Source organism: uncultured Kluyvera sp. (assembly GCF_902485085.1).
In the GTDB taxonomy this organism is placed as follows: Bacteria; Pseudomonadota; Gammaproteobacteria; order Enterobacterales; family Enterobacteriaceae; genus Kluyvera; species Kluyvera ascorbata.
This window is the reverse complement of the sequence record NZ_CABTJS010000079.1, coordinates 1-16,626: the sequence shown is the minus strand read 5'-3', so window position 1 is coordinate 16,626 and position 16,626 is coordinate 1. Positions and strand designations below refer to the sequence as shown.

Sequence of the window (16,626 nt, the reverse complement as noted above, 5' to 3'; positions counted from 1 at the left end):
TGTCCCCTGCAGGAATCGAACCTGCAACTAGCCCTTAGGAGGGGCTCGTTATATCCATTTAACTAAGGGGACAAAGTGGCGCCGAGTATAGCGTTTTTTGCCCCCAGGGGTAAGTATGTCGTTGTTTAACTGCTCAAACCGTCGCCACTCAGGGATGATTCTTCTCACCTTTTGGCTGTATTTCTTTCTGTTCTGCCTGTAAACGCGTTTTTTCCTTACGCGCATTGCTCATATCATTGCGAATCTGTGCATGGCTCATCAGGGCGAAAATAAAGGTCCCGCCGCAGATATTGCCCGCAAGGGTTGGCAGGGCGAAAGGCCAGATAAAATCACTCCAGTGCAGCGTGCCGCTGAATACCAGATAGAGTATTTCGACTGAACCGACAACAATATGCGTGGTATCACCCAGCGCGATAAGCCACGTCATGAGGATAATGACCACGATTTTTGCCGCCCCCGCAGAGGGGAACATCCAGACCATCGTCGCAATCAGCCACCCTGATATAATGGCGTTTGCAAACATCTCTGTCGGGGTATTCTTCATCACGTCCATGCCGATTTTGGTGAAGGCATCGCGCGTCGGTTCATCGAAAATAGGCATGTACTCAAATGCCCATGCTGCGATGCCCGTGCCGATAATATTCCCAAGAAGTACTACGCCCCAAAGTCTCATCAGTAAGCCAACATTCCCCAGGGTTGGTTTTTGCATCACGGGCAGTACGGCGGTGACGGTATTTTCGGTAAAGAGCTGTTGGCGGGCCATAATGACGATGATAAAACCGAATGTATAGCCAAGATTCTCAAGAAGAAAACCGCCGGGCACGCCGTCTAGCTGAACATGAAAAATACCTTTTGCGAGTAACGATGCCCCCATCGATAGCCCCGCGGCGATGGCGGACCAAAGCAATGCCATCGCATCGCGTTCCATCTCCTTTTCTCCTTCCTGGCGAATATGTTCATGAATCGCCATGGCGCGGGAAGGGAGCCGGTCTTCATCTACTTCTATTTTTTTCCCTTGCTGTTTTTCTTCGCTTTCTACTGCCAGGTCATCATGGTGGCTAACCATGGTCTCTTTTTTGATTTCGTCCATCGCGGTGGCCCTGAATAAGCACGTATAGCCTAAGCGTAGCGGGTTACAGACAATGCAGGGTTGGCGCTATTCTGAAATACTGGCATGACTGCATAGATTTAATTGGTTTAGTCAGGCGTGGCACCCCACAGCCTTGTCTTTGCCAGGCTATGATAAAAACAACAAAACTTGGCTATATAGACATCGACCGATGGGCTGTTACAATCGCTCACATCTAAACAGGCGGATACGTAAACGTGCCGCATGGATGGCAATCTGCGATAGCCATAATCAACAGGGAGACATTTATGAAGCTTCGCCTGTCGGCGCTTGCGCTCGGGACGACACTGCTGGTGGGCTGTGCGAGTTCCGGTACTGAACAGCAGGGGCGTTCAGACCCCTTCGAAGGTTTTAACCGCACGATGTACAGCTTCAACTTCAACGTGCTGGATCCTTATGTCGTTCGTCCAGTGGCAGTAGCCTGGCGTGACTACGTTCCTCAACCAGCGCGTAATGGCCTGAGCAATTTCACCAGTAACCTGGAAGAGCCAGCGACGATGGTGAACTACTTCTTACAGGGTGATCCGTATCAGGGGATGGTTCACTTTACTCGCTTCTTCCTCAACACCATTCTGGGGATGGGCGGCTTTATTGATGTGGCCGGTATGGCTAACCCGAAACTGCAGCGCGTTCAGCCGCACCGTTTTGGCAGCACGCTGGGCCATTATGGCGTAGGCTATGGCCCGTATGTACAATTGCCGTTCTACGGGAGTTTCACGCTGCGTGAAGATGGCGGTGATTTCGCCGATACCACCTACCCGGTTCTTTCCTGGCTGACATGGCCGATGTCTATCGGTAAGTGGGTGGTGGAAGGGGTAGAAACGCGCGCTCAACTGCTCGACTCTGACGGCCTGCTGCGTCAGTCTTCCGACCCGTACATTATGGTACGTGAAGCCTACTTCCAGCAGCATGATTTTATTGCCAACGGCGGCAAGCTGAAGCCTGAAGAGAACCCGAACGCTCAGGCGATTCAGAGTGACCTGAAAGATATCGATTCTGAATAACGAATCGGCGGCAATAAAAAAGGGTGAACATGATGTTCACCCTTTTTTTATGTCGGTTAACTATCAGAAGCGATAGTTGAAGTTAGTACCGAACAGCCAGGCTTTACCTTCGGATTTGAAGGTGTAACCGCCTTCTTCAATCGTCACGTTCTGGCCGTGCATATAGGATGCGCCGAAGTCGAGAGAAGCATCATCGTTAAAGGCGTAGGTGGTACCGGCGCTAATCCAGAAACGGTCCTGATCCGGAATGGAGATAGAACGGTTATCTGCCGGAACTGGGCTATCATCAAATGCGATACCGGTACGGAAGGTCCAATTTTTATCGTAATAGTAGGTGGTACCCAGAGCGATGCGGTACGCATCTTTAAAGCCTTCTTCTTTATAGAAGAGCTGCTGGCCGTTTGAACCGGTTGCTTTCAGCTCCTGGAATTGACTCCAACTGGTATACGCCATGCTGTAGTGGATAGCCCACTTCGGCGCAACGCGGTTATAACCGGATATTTCCCACATTTCAGGCAAGTTCAGGGTCAGAGAACCTGGGACGGTAGCGCCGTTGGTGCCGTATGGTGCGGCAATGCCCAGGCCTGGGAATGCTACATTTCCCCTGGAGGTAATTGAGCTTCTGTAGTCGCCATCGAAATCGATTTTCACTTCGGAGCGATAGGTCAGACCCCAGCGGTTGTTTTTATCCAGCTCATACAAAATACCTGCGTTCCAGCCGTAGCCCCATTCATCGCCCTTCAGGTGAGCAATCTGGGAGCTAGTTGAAGGGACACCCAGCGCATTTGCAGTTGGTGCACCACCGATAGCGGTAACGGCTGTGCTGATATCACCTGCCGTACGCTCGATTTTCGCTTTGGCATACACTGCATCAAAACCGAGACCGAAGCTCCAGGCGCTATTCAGTCGGTAAGCACCGCTCAGATTCAGGTTGATCGTTTGCAGATCGGTAGTACCGCCAAACGGACCCGCTGCGTAGTTATCATTAAACTCCGTAGCCAGGCCATAGTTGGAGGTTACAGAAGCACCCCAACCAAACTGTTCGTTAATAGGCATAACGAAGTGCATGTTAGGAACCCATGCCGTTGGCGCAATATTATCCGCATCGGTGCTTTTTTTGGTTTTTGGCGAAGTGCCTGAAATGTTCACATCAGGATCGATAAACACCGCACCGGCAGAAAACGTCGGGCGGTCGAACATCATAATCAGCGCCGGGTTACGGCTAGCATTACCCGCATCATCTGCGATAGCACCTTCGCCGGAATAGGCACGGCCCAGACCAGAGGCTGAGAATTCATTAAGCTGGAAGCCTGCTGACCAGGCTTGGGTTGAAACAAGTGCCACTGCGACAGCAAGAGCAGACTTCGTATAACGGGTTTTCTGGCTCATGACCATAACCTCATTGAGTTATTTTTATACAAACAATGTTACATGTAGTAACAGAAGCGCGAAGTGTAGGGGCTGGACTACAACAGAGAAATCAGACCAGTGACGAGAGTATAGGTCTGACCAGATGGTATGTTGCAATATTGTTTATTAAGTTTTTCAAAGATGTTGTTTAAAACGAGATCTGGTTGGCAAAAATGCGGGGGCGGTCATAGGGTGTGAAACACCAAATTTGTTTTAGATCATTTTTAATTGTGATTTCGGTCACTTAAGGGTTTAGATCTTATTATCAACTGGAGGCGTAAAGCGGGCGGACGTAAAATAGGCTCATCGTTTATCTGGCACCTTGAGTGCACAAAACAGAGGAAATCTACAATGAGCAAATGTAGTGCTGATGAAACCCCAGTTTGCTGCTGCATGGATGTGGGTACCATTATGGACAACTCCGACTGCACAGCCTCTTACAGCCGCGTGTTCGCAAACCGTGCTGAAGCTGAAGAGACGCTGGCGGCGCTGTCAGAAAGAGCGCGTAGCGTAGAATCCGAACCGTGCAAAATCACCGCTGATTTCAGAGACGTTGAGGGCGGTGTGCAGCTGGATATTGATTTTGTCTTCGCCTGTGAAGCCGAAACGCTGATTTTCCAGCTGGGCCTGCGTTAATCGCGCCTTTCGCACAACGGCTTTAAATAACGCCCCTGTTACCTGCGTAACTAGGGGCGTTTTCTTTTGTTCTCAATGTGTTTTAGCTCTCAATTTTTTCTCTCCCCGATTGGCTAAGTGTAATAAATTAGTTAAAACTGTTATCAGGTCAGACCACTTAGATTTATTTCGTTAACAGGGGAGAGTTATGAGTCAGGCGTTACCGCTTATCACCCGTCAGGGCGATCGCATTGCTATAGTCAGTGGATTACGTACCCCGTTTGCCCGACAGGCGACCGCGTTTCACGGCGTGCCGGCCGTCGACCTAGGTAAAATGGTCGTGGGTGAAATGCTGGCCCGTAGCGAAATCTCCCCTGAAGTTATCGAACAGCTGGTATTTGGTCAGGTGGTACAGATGCCTGCTGCACCCAATATCGCCCGTGAAATCGTGTTGGGCACCGGCATGAACGTGCATACCGATGCCTACAGCGTCAGCCGTGCCTGCGCGACCAGCTTTCAGGCGGTGGCGAACGTTGCAGAAAGCCTGATGGCGGGGACGATTCGCGCCGGGATTGCGGGCGGTGCTGACTCTTCCTCGGTTCTTCCCATTGGCGTGAGTAAAAAGCTTGCGCGTACGCTGGTAGATGCGAATAAAGCCCGCACCCTGGGACAAAAACTCAAACTTTTCTCTCGGCTGCGTCTGCGTGACCTGATGCCGGTACCTCCTGCAGTCGCGGAGTATTCCACCGGGCTGCGGATGGGCGATACCGCGGAACAGATGGCAAAAACCTATGGCATCACGCGTGAGCAGCAGGATGCGCTGGCGAACCGTTCGCATCAACTGGCATCCCAGGCCTGGGCGGAAGGGAAGCTGAACGATGAGGTCATGACGGCCTACTCGCCGCCGTACCGTAATCCGCTAGAGCAGGACAATAATATTCGCGCAAACTCTACGCTTGCCGATTACGCCAAACTGCGTCCAGCATTTGACCGCCAGCACGGAACGGTAACCGCGGCGAACAGTACGCCGTTAACCGACGGCGCTGCGGCAGTTATCCTGATGACGGAATCCCGCGCTAAAGAGCTGGGGCTGGTGCCGTTGGGTTATCTGCGCAGCTACGCGTTTACTGCCATTGATGTCTGGCAGGACATGCTGCTTGGCCCGGCATGGTCAACGCCGCTGGCGCTGGATCGCGCAGGATTGACCTTCGCTGACCTTACGCTTATCGACATGCATGAAGCCTTCGCGGCGCAAACGCTGGCCAACATTCAGTGCCTGGCGAGTGAAAAATTTGCGCGCGAAGTGCTCGGGCGCAGCCACGCTACCGGCGAGGTTGACGAAAGCAAATTCAACGTTCTGGGCGGCTCAATCGCTTACGGTCACCCGTTTGCGGCGACGGGCGCACGCATGATCACCCAAACGCTGAATGAACTGCGTCGTCGCGGTGGCGGTTTTGGGCTGGTGACCGCCTGTGCGGCGGGTGGGCTCGGTGCGGCAATGGTCCTGGAGGCAGAATAATGGAAATTAAATCCGCATTTACGCTCATCGTGCGCCCGGACAACGTGGCGGTAGTGACCATCGACGTACCCGATGAAAAGATGAATACCCTGAAGGCCGAGTTTGGCGGTCAGGTACGCGCTATCCTTAAGCAAATCAGAGAAAACAGAGCCTTACTGGGGGTAGTACTGATTTCCGCAAAAACGGATAACTTTATTGCCGGGGCTGATATCAACATGATTGGCCGCTGTCAGAGCGCTCAGGAAGCGGAGTCCCTCGCGCGTCAGGGGCAGCAGGTAATGGCTGAAATTCAGAGCCTTACCATCCCCGTGGTGGTGGCGATTCATGGCGCCTGTCTGGGCGGCGGGCTGGAGCTGGCGCTGGCCTGTCATGCGCGTATCTGTTCGGATGATGGGCGGACAGTGCTGGGGCTACCGGAAGTGCAGCTCGGCCTGTTACCGGGGTCTGGCGGCACCCAGCGCTTACCGCGTTTAATTGGCGTGAGTACGGCGCTGGATATGATCCTCACCGGTAAGCAGCTTCGCGCCCGTCAGGCACTGAAAGCGGGGCTGGTGGATGAAGTGGTTCCGCACTCAATCTTGCTTGAGGCTGCTGCGGAGCACGTGCGCAAGCCGCGCCATGACCATCGCCGCTTGCCGGTTCGCGAACGTATTCTGGCGGGGCCGCTGGGGCGCAATTTACTGTTTAGCATGGCCGCTAAAAAGACCGCGCAAAAAACGCAAGGTAACTACCCAGCAACGGATAAAATCTTAAAGGTTGTTGAAACCGGCCTGGCGCAAGGTCTTAGCAGCGGTTATGAGGCTGAAGCACGCGCCTTCGGCGAGTTGGCCATGACGCCGCAATCAAAAGCGCTGCGTAATATTTTCTTTGCCAGCACCAATATCAAAAAAGATCCCGGCGCTACCGTAGCGCCTGGCCCATTACGTTCTGTGGGCGTGCTGGGCGGTGGGCTCATGGGCGGAGGGATTGCCTACGTCACGGCGATAAAAGGCAAACTGCCGGTACGTATTAAAGATATTAATGCCAATGGTATTAACCATGCGCTGAAATACAGCTGGGATCAGCTTGAACAAAAAGTGCGTCGCCGTCATATGAAAGCGGCGGAGCGCGACGCCCAGTTGGCGCTGATTTCCGGCGGTACAGATTACCGCGGCTTTGCCCATCGTGACCTGGTGATTGAAGCGGTTTTTGAAGATTTAGCCCTCAAGCAGAAGATGGTTGGCGAGGTTGAACAATATTGCGCACCTCACACCATTTTTGCCTCGAATACCTCATCTTTGCCGATTGGCGATATTGCTGCCTTTGCTCAGCGGCCTGAACAGGTTATCGGTCTTCACTTCTTCAGCCCGGTTGAAAAAATGCCGCTAGTGGAAGTGATTCCCCATGCAGGAACCTCTGAGCAGACCATTGCCACCACGGTGAAGCTTGCCAAGAAACAAGGGAAAACGCCGATTGTGGTGGCAGATAAGGCGGGATTCTATGTAAACCGCATCCTCGCTCCCTATATCGCTGAAGCCATGCGCATGCTGGTGGAGGGGGAAAGCGTCGAACATATTGATAATGCGCTGGTTAAATTTGGTTTCCCTGTCGGGCCGATTCAGTTGCTCGATGAGGTAGGAATAGACACAGGGACAAAAATCCTGCCGATTCTTGAAACCGCTTACGGCGAACGTTTTAGTGCGCCTGCAAGTCTGATTCAGGCGATTTTGAATGACGATCGCAAAGGCAGAAAAAATGGTCGCGGTTTCTATCTTTATGGGAAGAAAGGGCGTAAAAGCAAGAAACAAGTTGATAGCGCGGTCTATTCCCTGGCGGGAATGGCGGCTCGGCATAATCAATGCTCCGCAGAACAGGTGGCGGAACGGTGCGTTATGCTGATGCTCAATGAAGCGGCACGCTGCATGGATGAAGGTATTATCCGCAGCGCACGTGACGGCGATATCGGCGCAGTCTTTGGCATTGGTTTTCCACCGTTCCTCGGTGGCCCGCTCCGCTATATGGATTCACTGGGCGCGGGTGAGGTAGTTGCCCGGTTGCAACGATTGGCTACGCAGTATGGCTCGCGATTCACCCCAAGTGAGGCACTTTTACTTCGGGCAGAGCGCAGCGATACCTTTTGGCCAGGTGATGAAACAGATTTACCGAACTGAGGTCAAAGAATGTGATCCCAGATGAAACGCGCGGTTTTTGGTTATTTTGTAAACGGATGTTGACTATACTTACGCCAGTAAGGTAAAAATCAGCGTTTCATTCAGTGAATGGATAAGGCACAATGCCCGGCTACCGCGTCACCGTCATGGTGACGCAGGTGCTTCTGGTCAACAAAAGCGGTGCAATATGCAAGTTTTTATTATGCGTCACGGCGACGCTGCCCTCGATGCAGCCAGTGACTCGGTTCGTCCTCTTACCGGTTGCGGTTGTGATGAATCTCGTCAGATGGCAACCTGGTTTAAAGACCAAAAAGTGGATATCGATCGTGTTCTGGTGAGTCCGTACCTGCGTGCGGAACAGACACTGGAAGTGGTGGGGGAGTGTGTAAACCTGCCAAAAGAGGTGGATGTCCTGCCTGAGCTCACTCCGTGTGGCGATATCGGGCTGGTTAGCGCCTATCTTCAGGCGTTAGCGAATGAAGGTGTTTCATCGGTGCTGGTGATTTCCCACCTGCCGCTGGTTGGCTACCTGGTCGCAGAACTCTGCCCGGGCGAGGTTCCGCCAATGTTTACCACTTCAGCTATTGCCAGCGTCACTCTGGACGCAAACGGACAAGGTGTCCTGAACTGGCAAATGAGCCCATGTAATCTGAAAATGGCGAAAGCGATTTAATCGCTTTTTACCCGGCTTATGGCCGGGTGACGTCGATTTTTCCTGTAGCCCGGACGAGGCGTTCATGCCGACTCCGGGAGTCTGTCAGGGCAGTTCTGGCGGCAGCCACTCTTCTACTTCAATCAGCACCAGCAACGCGGCATCTCCGCCGTACTCTTTTGACGCCTGATGAAACGCCATCACGTGCGGATGCTGAGCCAGCCACAGCGGCGTTTGCTGCTTCAGAATATGTTTGCCGTGCCCGTGCATCACGCAGGCGCAGAACACATGCTCACGACGGCAGGCGGCAATGAGCGCACCCAGCTCCTGCTTGGCCTGCATCTGCGTTAACCCGTGCAGGTCAAGAAACAGCTCAGGGGAATAATCACCGCGGCGCAGTTTTTTCAGTTCAAAATGGCTGACGTCTTCGCGTACGTATTTGACCGGGCCGTTAGTGTTGAGCAACGGCTGGAACTCATCGGAAAAATAGTGGCTATTGTCGGCCTGCTCCTGGAGCAGACGCTTTGGCGGCACTTCGCTGATTTTTTTTCGTACGGGACGATGAACGATAGTGTCCTGCTTAATTTTACGCGTGCCCGTCATGAGCTGCTGGAAGAGTGCCTGATCCTCCTCGCTCAAAGCGTTTTTGTTTTTCATTGATTCTTCTCAATTCATCTTTTCTCCTAGTTTACCTTTTCACGCCGCTCCCTGCAGCGAAAACGCTTTTTTCCCCGCGGCCTACGCAAGAATGCTGATTTATCGCCGCCTTCATGGCAAACTAGCCGCCGAATTTACCCCGACGCATGCCCCTGGAGGACAATGTGGATAAGATTTTTGTTGATGAAGCAGTCAATGAGCTGCATACCATTCAGGACATGCTCCGCTGGGCGGTAAGCCGCTTTAGCGCGGCCGAGATCTGGTACGGTCACGGCACCGATAACCCATGGGATGAAGCGGTGCAGCTGGTACTTCCTACGCTCTACCTGCCGCTGGATATTCCAGAAGATATGCGCAGCGCGCGCCTGACTACCACGGAAAAACAGCTGATCGTTGAACGCGTGATTCGTCGCGTGAACGAACGTATTCCGGTGGCCTACCTGACCAACAAAGCCTGGTTCTGCGGTCACGAATTCTACGTTGACGACCGCGTACTGGTGCCGCGTTCGCCAATTGGTGAGCTGATTAACAACCGCTTTGCGGGCCTGATTAACCATCGCCCTGAGCATATTCTTGATATGTGCACCGGCAGCGGTTGTATTGCGATTGCCTGCGCCTACGCTTTCCCGGAAGCGGAAGTGGACGCGATTGACGTCTCTCCAGACGCATTGGCCGTCACCGAGTTCAACATTGAAGAGCACGGCATGATCCACAACGTCACGCCGATCCGTTCCGATCTGTTCCGTGATGCGCCGCAGCTGCAATACGATCTGATCGTCACCAATCCGCCGTACGTGGATGAAGAAGATATGTCCGATCTGCCGTCAGAATATCGCCACGAACCAGAGCTGGGTCTGGCTTCCGGTGCTGATGGTCTGCACCTGACTCGTCGTATTCTCGGCTGTGCGCCGGATTACCTCACCGATGACGGTATTCTGATTTGTGAAGTGGGTAACAGCATGGTACATCTGATGGACCAATACCCGGATGTTCCGTTCACCTGGCTTGAGTTTGATAACGGCGGTGACGGCGTCTTTATGCTGACCAAAGCGCAGTTGGTCGCTGCACAGGATCACTTCGCACAGTACAAAGACTGAATAATCCAGCACGCAACAACAGAACAACGATAACGGAGTCGTGATGGCAGGAAATACAATTGGACAACTCTTTCGTGTAACGACCTTTGGCGAGTCGCACGGTATTGCGCTGGGCTGCATCGTTGACGGCGTGCCTCCGGGCATCCCGTTAACCGAAGCGGACCTGCAGCATGACCTTGACCGCCGCCGCCCGGGGACATCGCGTTACACCACCCAACGTCGCGAACCGGACCAGGTGAAAATCCTCTCCGGCGTGTTCGAAGGGGTGACCACCGGTACCAGCATCGGTCTGCTGATTGAAAACACCGATCAGCGTTCCCAGGATTACGGCGCGATTAAAGACGTCTTCCGTCCAGGACACGCAGACTACACCTACGAACAGAAATACGGCCTGCGCGACTATCGTGGCGGCGGTCGTTCTTCTGCGCGTGAAACGGCGATGCGCGTAGCGGCTGGGGCGATTGCCAAGAAATTCCTCGCGGCGAAGTTCGGTATCGTTATTCGCGGTTGTCTGACCCAAATGGGCGACATTCCGCTGGTGATCAAAGATTGGGATCAGGTCGAGCAGAACCCATTCTTCTGCCCGGATCCGGACAAAATCGAGGCGCTGGACGAACTGATGCGCGGCCTCAAGAAAGAGGGCGATTCCATTGGTGCGAAGGTCACCGTGGTGGCTGATGGCGTTCCTGCTGGCCTCGGTGAACCGGTGTTCGACCGTCTGGATGCGGATATCGCCCACGCGCTGATGAGCATCAACGCGGTGAAAGGCGTGGAGATTGGCGATGGCTTTGAGGTGGTAAAACTGCGCGGCAGCGAAAACCGCGATGAAATTACCAAAGCCGGTTTCCAGAGCAACCACGCGGGCGGCATTCTGGGCGGTATCAGCAGCGGTCAGCAAATCGTGGCCAACATTGCGCTGAAGCCGACTTCCAGTATTACCGTACCGGGCAAAACGCTGAACCGCTTTGGCGAAGAAGTGGAGATGATCACCAAAGGTCGTCACGACCCTTGCGTGGGTATCCGTGCGGTGCCGATTGCCGAAGCGATGCTGGCAATTGTGCTGATGGATCACTTCATGCGTCAACGCGCGCAAAATGCCGATGTGACGACGTCTATTCCACGCTGGTAAACATGAAAAAAACCGTTATTGCGCTGCTGGCCCTGGCGGTCAGCGGCACGGCGTTGGCAGCAACGCCGTGGCAGAAAATCACTCAACCCATCAGCGGCAGCGCCCAGTCGATTGGCGCGTTTGCAAACGGCTGTATCGTGGGCGCGCAGGCGCTCCCGTTGCAGTCTGAAACCTATCAGGTGATGCGTACCGACCAGCGCCGCTACTTTGGTCATCCGGAGCTGGTGCAGTTTATCCAGCGCCTGGGTAGCCAGGTGCAGCAGCATGGTATGGGCACGATGCTGATTGGTGATATGGGGATGCCTGCTGGTGGGCGCTTTAACGGCGGACACGCCAGCCACCAGAGTGGACTGGATGTTGATATTTTCCTGCAGCTACCGAAAGCGCGCTGGAGTTCGGCTCAGTTGCTGAAACCCCAGGCGCTGGATTTAGTCAGCGCGGATGGCAAACGTGTCGTTCCAACACTGTGGAAGCAGGAAATTGGTCAGCTAATTAAGCTCGCCGCCGAAGACCCGGAAGTGACGCGCATTTTTGTTAACCCAGCGATTAAACAGCAGCTTTGCCTCGATGCGGGTAACGACCGTGACTGGCTGCATAAAGTTCGCCCGTGGTTCCAGCATCGTGCGCACATGCACGTACGCCTGAAGTGCCCGGCGAACAGCCTCGAATGTGAGGAGCAGGCACCGCCTCCGGCTGGAGATGGCTGCGGCGCAGAACTGCAAAGCTGGTTTGAACCGCCAAAACCTGGCACCACTAAACCTGTGAAGAAGACGCCTCCTCCGTTGCCGCCTTCCTGCCAGGCGCTACTGGACGAACACGTACTCTAATGGACAGCTTCTCCGCGTTATTTATGGTTGAACCACTGATGCTGGTGGTCCTTTTCTTTACCGCGATTCTGGCGGGTTTTATTGATTCATTGGCGGGCGGCGGTGGTTTGCTCACCGTCCCGGCGCTGATGGCCGCGGGCATGCCGCCGGCACAGGCGCTGGCGACCAACAAGCTACAGGCCTGCGGTGGCTCGTTATCCGCCTCACTCTATTTTGTTCGCCGCAAAGTAGTGAATCTCGCGGATCAAAAACTCAATATCCTGATGACCTTTATCGGCTCGATGACCGGCGCGCTATTGGTACAGCACGTGCAGTCAGAGATCCTACGCCAGATCCTGCCGCTGCTGGTGATTGGTATTGGCCTCTATTTCCTGCTGATGCCTAAACTCGGCGAAGAGGACCGTCAACGACGTCTGCACGGCCTGCCGTTTGCGCTGGTAGCCGGTGGCTGCGTTGGCTTTTATGACGGCTTTTTTGGCCCCGGCGCCGGTTCGTTCTACGCGTTAGCGTTTGTGACGCTGATGGGCTTTAACCTTGCTAAATCTACCGCGCATGCCAAGGTGTTGAACGCCACTTCCAACGTGGGCGGGCTGCTGCTGTTTATTATCGGCGGCAAAGTTATCTGGGCAACCGGATTCGTCATGATGGTCGGGCAGTTTTTCGGCGCGCGGATGGGTTCCCGTTTAGTGCTCAGCAAAGGGCAGACGCTGATCCGCCCGATGATTGTGGTGGTTTCCGCGGTGATGAGCGCGAAGCTGCTGTATGACAGCCATGGACAGCAAATTTTGCATTGGTTAGGGATGAATTAATGACGAACACACATGATTATCAGCAGTTAGTGACGATTTTTGACGGCTGCTTTGCCGATGAGTTTAATACTCGTCTGATTAAAGGCGACGACGAACCCATCTATCTTCCGGCTGATGCTGAGGTGCCTTATAACCGCATCGTTTTCGCACACGGCTTTTTTGCCAGCGCACTGCATGAAATTTCTCACTGGTGCATCGCCGGAAAGGCCAGGCGTGAGCAGGTTGATTTTGGTTACTGGTACTGCCCGGATGGGCGTGACGCTAAAACCCAGGGCCAGTTTGAAGACGTTGAGGTGAAGCCGCAGGCTTTCGACTGGCTGTTCTGCGTGGCGGCGGGTTTCCCGTTTAACGTCAGCTGCGACAACCTGGAAGGTGACTTTGAACCGGACCGGATCGTATTCCAACGACGCGTACATGCGCAGGTGATGACCTATCTTGCAGAAGGTATTCCGCCGCGTCCGGCTAAGTTTATCGAAGCGCTACAGAATTATTACCATACGCCGGCTCTAACGGCGGAACAATTTCCATGGCCGGAAGATCTCTAAAGCCATGTTACCGAAAGAGGAAAGAAGATGATCGCGGAGTTTGAAGCACGCATTCTGGCGTTAATTGATGACATGGTGGAGCACGCCAGTGATGATGAGCTGTTTGCCAGCGGTTATCTGCGTGGCCATTTAACGTTGGCTGTGGCTGACCTGGATGAAGGTGAGGTCCACACTGCCGATGCGCTGTATCGCAACGTGACACAGAGTCTTGAAACGGCTATTGGCGCCGGCGAGCTCTCTCCCCGTGACCAGGCGCTGGTGAAAGATATGTGGGATAACCTATACCACCAGGCCCAGAAGTAACGCACTACACAGTGGCATCATCAGTATGCCACTTTTACCAGACCCCCTCTATTTTCTCAACACGCCATGTTAGTTAGCCTAATTGTACGGTGGTATCTGCTAACAGCTGCCTGATAATGCCTGGAAATGACCACTAAATATAAAGCGTGGTCCTGGATACAATACAAGCATTAACTAATATCAATTCGTAAAATGAATGCAATATGAATAAATATACCAAATGTCGTTTTTGGTCTGGTGTATGATTTTGCTATTTTATTTGATGATTTTATTAAATTATTTACATTACTAATAATCTGCGTGAATGAATGTGTCATTTTTACATTTATACCTAGAATAATATCGATATATATTCAACGCTTTATGTACATGGTGTGAATATAAATTAAATCCTAAAGCGTGAAAATGTTCTTATTTTTTTGACGGCCAGCTCTCATAATGTCATCGCTGATTTAGCATGAATAGAAAACATATCGTTTGTTTATGATAAATCATCAGGATGGATGTTTAATATATTTATGGATAGAGATTAATATAATGAATGATTTAGTTATTAAGGCATATGTCAAAACGACAATGGGTGTTGAAAAAGTTCGCGGCTTTATAAAGAGCGAACAGGGTGTAACTGCGGTTGAATATGCGATTGTGCTTGCAGGCGTTGCAGCTGTTGTGGCTGTTATATTTGGTAAAGATGGCACAGTACAGCAGTTGTTGACGAGCATCTTCAAAACCGTTTCATCGCAGGTTCAGGAATCCTTAAAATCGAAAACTACACCTTAAAATCGAAAGCTACAGGTAGCTGATTGATAGAAAAGCAGGCAGGATATTATTCCGCCTGCTTCTCATTATACTGAATTTAAAGAAAAAATTAGCCGGCTGATTACCTATAATCTCCACACTCCATGACTGAATCATCGGTTCAGTTAGTGCGGTAGCTATGTTTTAAAATATACATATCCAGTATGGGTTTTTCTCTTTCCTAATATTCTTTTCGGTTTGTGAACTTAGATACCATTGTGTATTTAAAATGTGATTTTCCAAGCGCTCTACACAATTTTATCTCATGAATATTAACTGTTGCATCTATATAAACTCTGAGGGTATCAATGAGCAAGAAGTACACACTAATAATTAATATTGCCATGGTTATCATCGGCATTCTTGGTTTATCGTTCTACTTTCTGATGGAAAGAAAAGCTGCTGTAAAACCACAACAAGTACAACAGATCCAGCAGGTTGAAGCGCCAGCAGTGCCAACTGAAAATATTACAGTTGCAGTAGCGCAGAAAGATTTAACTAAAGGCATGCGTATAACTGGAGGTGATTTTAAACTAGTCACTTTAAATATTGCTGAAGGGAGTGACGAAAAAAATAGCCTATCTATTGTCGATTCAATCGATAGCTGGATGATTAATAGTGATATAGCTGCAGGGGCATACATTCCAAAGGCGGCTTTAGTGGAGCCTGGTAGCGACGAGTATATAACGATGTCGGCTACGCCAGGTAGCATAGTCTATGGTTTTTCAATTAAGAATTCCGATAGCTACCTTTTCACAAATGCACATGCTGGTGGCGGCCTGGATATATATCTTTCATATAATCTGAGAACGACGGTAGGTAATAGCGGTGATACAAGGACAACACCAACTATAAATACTGATAATGATATTAATAGTCGACACTTTAAGCTGTTAATGAAAGATAAGAAAATACTCGCCATTTCTTCAACAAACATGAAGAATGTTGGAAAGAGTAATCCGTTAAAAAATGAAGGTTATGTATTAGTTGAGCTAACACCAGCTGAAGTTCGTATATTAAAGGGGCTGGATGGAGCCAGATTATATATTTTTCCGACAACAGCGAACCTTACCGAAAATGATTTGACACATTCAGTTCTTGTTGGTGATGAAGGTCAGTGGCCAATTGATAATCGAGATATTCTGTCAACAGAAACATATTCCGGTGGGGATAATAGCATCAGAGAATATCGAGGCCCAGGTACAGCAAGCACGAAAGTACAAAATGAATAAGCTGAGTGATATTTCAATAGCAATTCGGCCTATAGGGGCTAGAACTGTCTTTACATTTTATTTTTACTGAAATTTCTATACACATACTTTAATAAAAGGACTGATGTATGTTAAAGATAGCCAGGAAGTTTATACTATTGTTGACATTGCCTTGTATGGTATCAATGGCATCAGCAGAGGATGTCGTGCTTAAGGAGGGACAAGCTCGTAATATTTCTGTTTCACAGGCCATTGATACGGTATTCATTTCTAACCCAGACATTGCCGACTACAAAGTTATTGACAATAAAAAAATTGTACTTTTTGCAAAGAAAGTGGATGTCGCTGATTTAACGGTATATGGTAAAAAAGGCAAGGTGCTCAACAAAATGAGTATCGCTGTCGATAGTTTTGGGAATGCATTGACTGATAAAGTTAATAAACAGTTTCCCGGTACAAATATCCAGATTGAACGCTAGGTAATGGTGCCAACTTACTGATTTAGTGTATGATGGTGTTTTTGAGGTGCTCCCGTGGCTTCCATCTCCATCAGTTGTCCCTCCTGCTCAGCTACTGACGGGGTGGTGCGTAACGGCAAAAGCACCGCCGGACATCAGCGCTATCTCTGCTCTCACTGCCGTAAAACATGGCAACTACAGTTCACTTACACCGCCTCTCAGCCCGGTACGCACCAGAAAATCATTGATATGGCCATGAATGGCGTTGGATGCCGGGCAACCGCCCGCATTATGGGCGTTGGCCTCAACACGA

The 16,626-nt window shown here is 51.2% G+C and carries 18 protein-coding genes and 1 tRNA gene; 15 read left to right on the top strand and 4 right to left on the bottom strand.

Features of this window, described 5'->3' with window-relative positions:
• Together RDN66_RS09335 and RDN66_RS09330 are read right to left on the bottom strand one after the other, a co-directional pair.
• Positions 1-72: transfer RNA gene (locus RDN66_RS09335), tRNA-Arg, on the bottom strand.
• Positions 73-148: 76 nt separating this feature from the next.
• Positions 149-1,066, bottom strand: coding sequence for a formate/nitrite transporter family protein (locus RDN66_RS09330; protein WP_202218077.1), 918 nt, complete (start codon positions 1,064-1,066; stop codon positions 149-151).
• A gap of 311 nt (positions 1,067-1,377) precedes the next feature.
• Between RDN66_RS09330 and mlaA the strand changes: the two genes are divergently transcribed.
• Entirely contained in the window at positions 1,378-2,133 is a 756-nt protein-coding gene (mlaA, locus tag RDN66_RS09325; RefSeq protein WP_202217496.1) for a phospholipid-binding lipoprotein MlaA, read from the top strand.
• A gap of 63 nt (positions 2,134-2,196) precedes the next feature.
• On the opposite strand, the gene fadL is transcribed toward mlaA, so the two are convergent.
• Entirely contained in the window at positions 2,197-3,522 is a 1,326-nt protein-coding gene (gene fadL / locus RDN66_RS09320) for a long-chain fatty acid transporter FadL (protein WP_202217497.1), read from the bottom strand.
• Positions 3,523-3,894: 372 nt separating this feature from the next.
• On the opposite strand from fadL, the gene RDN66_RS09315 reads away from it, so the two are divergent.
• The 4 genes from RDN66_RS09315 to sixA all read left to right on the top strand — a co-directional run bounded on the left by RDN66_RS09315 (position 3,895) and on the right by sixA (position 8,500).
• Complete coding sequence (locus tag RDN66_RS09315; RefSeq protein ID WP_202217498.1) at positions 3,895-4,179, top strand: YfcZ/YiiS family protein; 285 nt, start codon at positions 3,895-3,897, stop codon at positions 4,177-4,179.
• A gap of 187 nt (positions 4,180-4,366) precedes the next feature.
• A complete protein-coding gene (gene fadI / locus RDN66_RS09310; RefSeq protein WP_202217499.1) occupies positions 4,367-5,677 on the top strand; it encodes an acetyl-CoA C-acyltransferase FadI in 1,311 nt (436 codons plus the stop codon).
• Positions 5,677-7,827, top strand: coding sequence for a fatty acid oxidation complex subunit alpha FadJ (gene fadJ / locus RDN66_RS09305; protein WP_308537800.1), 2,151 nt, complete (start codon positions 5,677-5,679; stop codon positions 7,825-7,827). Before fadI ends, fadJ begins: the two co-directional genes overlap by 1 nt.
• Positions 7,828-8,014: 187 nt before the next feature.
• Positions 8,015-8,500: a phosphohistidine phosphatase SixA gene (gene sixA, locus RDN66_RS09300; RefSeq protein ID WP_035895086.1), complete on the top strand. Its 486-nt coding sequence runs from the start codon at positions 8,015-8,017 to the stop codon at positions 8,498-8,500.
• 84 nt (positions 8,501-8,584) lie between these two features.
• On the opposite strand, the gene smrB is transcribed toward sixA, so the two are convergent.
• Entirely contained in the window at positions 8,585-9,136 is a 552-nt protein-coding gene (gene smrB, locus RDN66_RS09295; protein WP_123650194.1) for an endonuclease SmrB, read from the bottom strand.
• Between the two features lie 164 nt (positions 9,137-9,300).
• Here smrB and prmB point away from each other — a divergent pair, with 164 nt between their 5' ends.
• The 10 genes from prmB to RDN66_RS09245 form a co-directional block, all read left to right on the top strand.
• On the top strand, positions 9,301-10,233 hold the full coding sequence (gene prmB, locus RDN66_RS09290) for a 50S ribosomal protein L3 N(5)-glutamine methyltransferase (protein ID WP_035895084.1): 933 nt from the start codon (positions 9,301-9,303) through the stop codon (positions 10,231-10,233).
• Positions 10,234-10,276: 43 nt separating this feature from the next.
• Positions 10,277-11,362 (top strand): chorismate synthase, encoded by a 1,086-nt coding sequence (gene aroC / locus RDN66_RS09285; RefSeq protein ID WP_202217501.1) that lies wholly within the window; start codon positions 10,277-10,279, stop codon positions 11,360-11,362.
• 2 nt (positions 11,363-11,364) lie between these two features.
• Positions 11,365-12,189, top strand: coding sequence for a penicillin-insensitive murein endopeptidase (mepA, locus tag RDN66_RS09280; RefSeq protein ID WP_202217502.1), 825 nt, complete (start codon positions 11,365-11,367; stop codon positions 12,187-12,189).
• Complete coding sequence (locus RDN66_RS09275; protein ID WP_035895081.1) at positions 12,189-12,998, top strand: sulfite exporter TauE/SafE family protein; 810 nt, start codon at positions 12,189-12,191, stop codon at positions 12,996-12,998. The genes mepA and RDN66_RS09275 overlap by 1 nt, the downstream gene beginning before the upstream one ends.
• Positions 12,998-13,543: an elongation factor P hydroxylase gene (locus RDN66_RS09270; RefSeq protein ID WP_035895080.1), complete on the top strand. Its 546-nt coding sequence runs from the start codon at positions 12,998-13,000 to the stop codon at positions 13,541-13,543. Before RDN66_RS09275 ends, RDN66_RS09270 begins: the two co-directional genes overlap by 1 nt.
• Before the next feature lie 27 nt (positions 13,544-13,570).
• On the top strand, positions 13,571-13,846 hold the full coding sequence (locus tag RDN66_RS09265; RefSeq protein WP_123650189.1) for a YfcL family protein: 276 nt from the start codon (positions 13,571-13,573) through the stop codon (positions 13,844-13,846).
• A gap of 537 nt (positions 13,847-14,383) precedes the next feature.
• Positions 14,384-14,626 (top strand): Flp family type IVb pilin, encoded by a 243-nt coding sequence (locus RDN66_RS09260; protein WP_185064400.1) that lies wholly within the window; start codon positions 14,384-14,386, stop codon positions 14,624-14,626.
• A gap of 326 nt (positions 14,627-14,952) precedes the next feature.
• Positions 14,953-15,876 (top strand): hypothetical protein, encoded by a 924-nt coding sequence (locus RDN66_RS09255; protein ID WP_308537798.1) that lies wholly within the window; start codon positions 14,953-14,955, stop codon positions 15,874-15,876.
• Between the two features lie 107 nt (positions 15,877-15,983).
• Positions 15,984-16,334 carry a pilus assembly protein N-terminal domain-containing protein gene (locus RDN66_RS09250; protein ID WP_308537797.1) on the top strand — a complete coding sequence of 117 codons (351 nt, stop codon included), beginning with the start codon at positions 15,984-15,986 and terminating at the stop codon, positions 16,332-16,334.
• Between the two features lie 54 nt (positions 16,335-16,388).
• On the top strand, positions 16,389-16,626 hold a 238-nt coding region (locus tag RDN66_RS09245; RefSeq protein WP_033873308.1), incomplete at its 3' end, for an IS1-like element transposase.

Excerpts from the sequence above, each read along its gene's own strand:
- mepA (WP_202217502.1), top strand. The coding sequence starts at position 11,365 with ATGAAAAAAACCGTTATTGCGCTGCTGGCCCTGGCGGTCAGCGGCACG.
- RDN66_RS09265 (WP_123650189.1), top strand. The coding sequence starts at position 13,571 with ATGATCGCGGAGTTTGAAGCACGCATTCTGGCGTTAATTGATGACATG.
- smrB (WP_123650194.1), bottom strand. The coding sequence starts at position 9,136 with ATGAAAAACAAAAACGCTTTGAGCGAGGAGGATCAGGCACTCTTCCAG.
- RDN66_RS09330 (WP_202218077.1), bottom strand. The coding sequence starts at position 1,066 with ATGGTTAGCCACCATGATGACCTGGCAGTAGAAAGCGAAGAAAAACAG.
- RDN66_RS09275 (WP_035895081.1), top strand. The coding sequence starts at position 12,189 with ATGGACAGCTTCTCCGCGTTATTTATGGTTGAACCACTGATGCTGGTG.
- RDN66_RS09270 (WP_035895080.1), top strand. The coding sequence starts at position 12,998 with ATGACGAACACACATGATTATCAGCAGTTAGTGACGATTTTTGACGGC.
- fadL (WP_202217497.1), bottom strand. The coding sequence starts at position 3,522 with ATGAGCCAGAAAACCCGTTATACGAAGTCTGCTCTTGCTGTCGCAGTG.
- fadI (WP_202217499.1), top strand. The coding sequence starts at position 4,367 with ATGAGTCAGGCGTTACCGCTTATCACCCGTCAGGGCGATCGCATTGCT.
- RDN66_RS09255 (WP_308537798.1), top strand. The coding sequence starts at position 14,953 with ATGAGCAAGAAGTACACACTAATAATTAATATTGCCATGGTTATCATC.
- sixA (WP_035895086.1), top strand. The coding sequence starts at position 8,015 with ATGCAAGTTTTTATTATGCGTCACGGCGACGCTGCCCTCGATGCAGCC.
- RDN66_RS09315 (WP_202217498.1), top strand. The coding sequence starts at position 3,895 with ATGAGCAAATGTAGTGCTGATGAAACCCCAGTTTGCTGCTGCATGGAT.
- RDN66_RS09260 (WP_185064400.1), top strand. The coding sequence starts at position 14,384 with ATGAATGATTTAGTTATTAAGGCATATGTCAAAACGACAATGGGTGTT.
- mlaA (WP_202217496.1), top strand. The coding sequence starts at position 1,378 with ATGAAGCTTCGCCTGTCGGCGCTTGCGCTCGGGACGACACTGCTGGTG.
- fadJ (WP_308537800.1), top strand. The coding sequence starts at position 5,677 with ATGGAAATTAAATCCGCATTTACGCTCATCGTGCGCCCGGACAACGTG.
- aroC (WP_202217501.1), top strand. The coding sequence starts at position 10,277 with ATGGCAGGAAATACAATTGGACAACTCTTTCGTGTAACGACCTTTGGC.
- RDN66_RS09250 (WP_308537797.1), top strand. The coding sequence starts at position 15,984 with ATGTTAAAGATAGCCAGGAAGTTTATACTATTGTTGACATTGCCTTGT.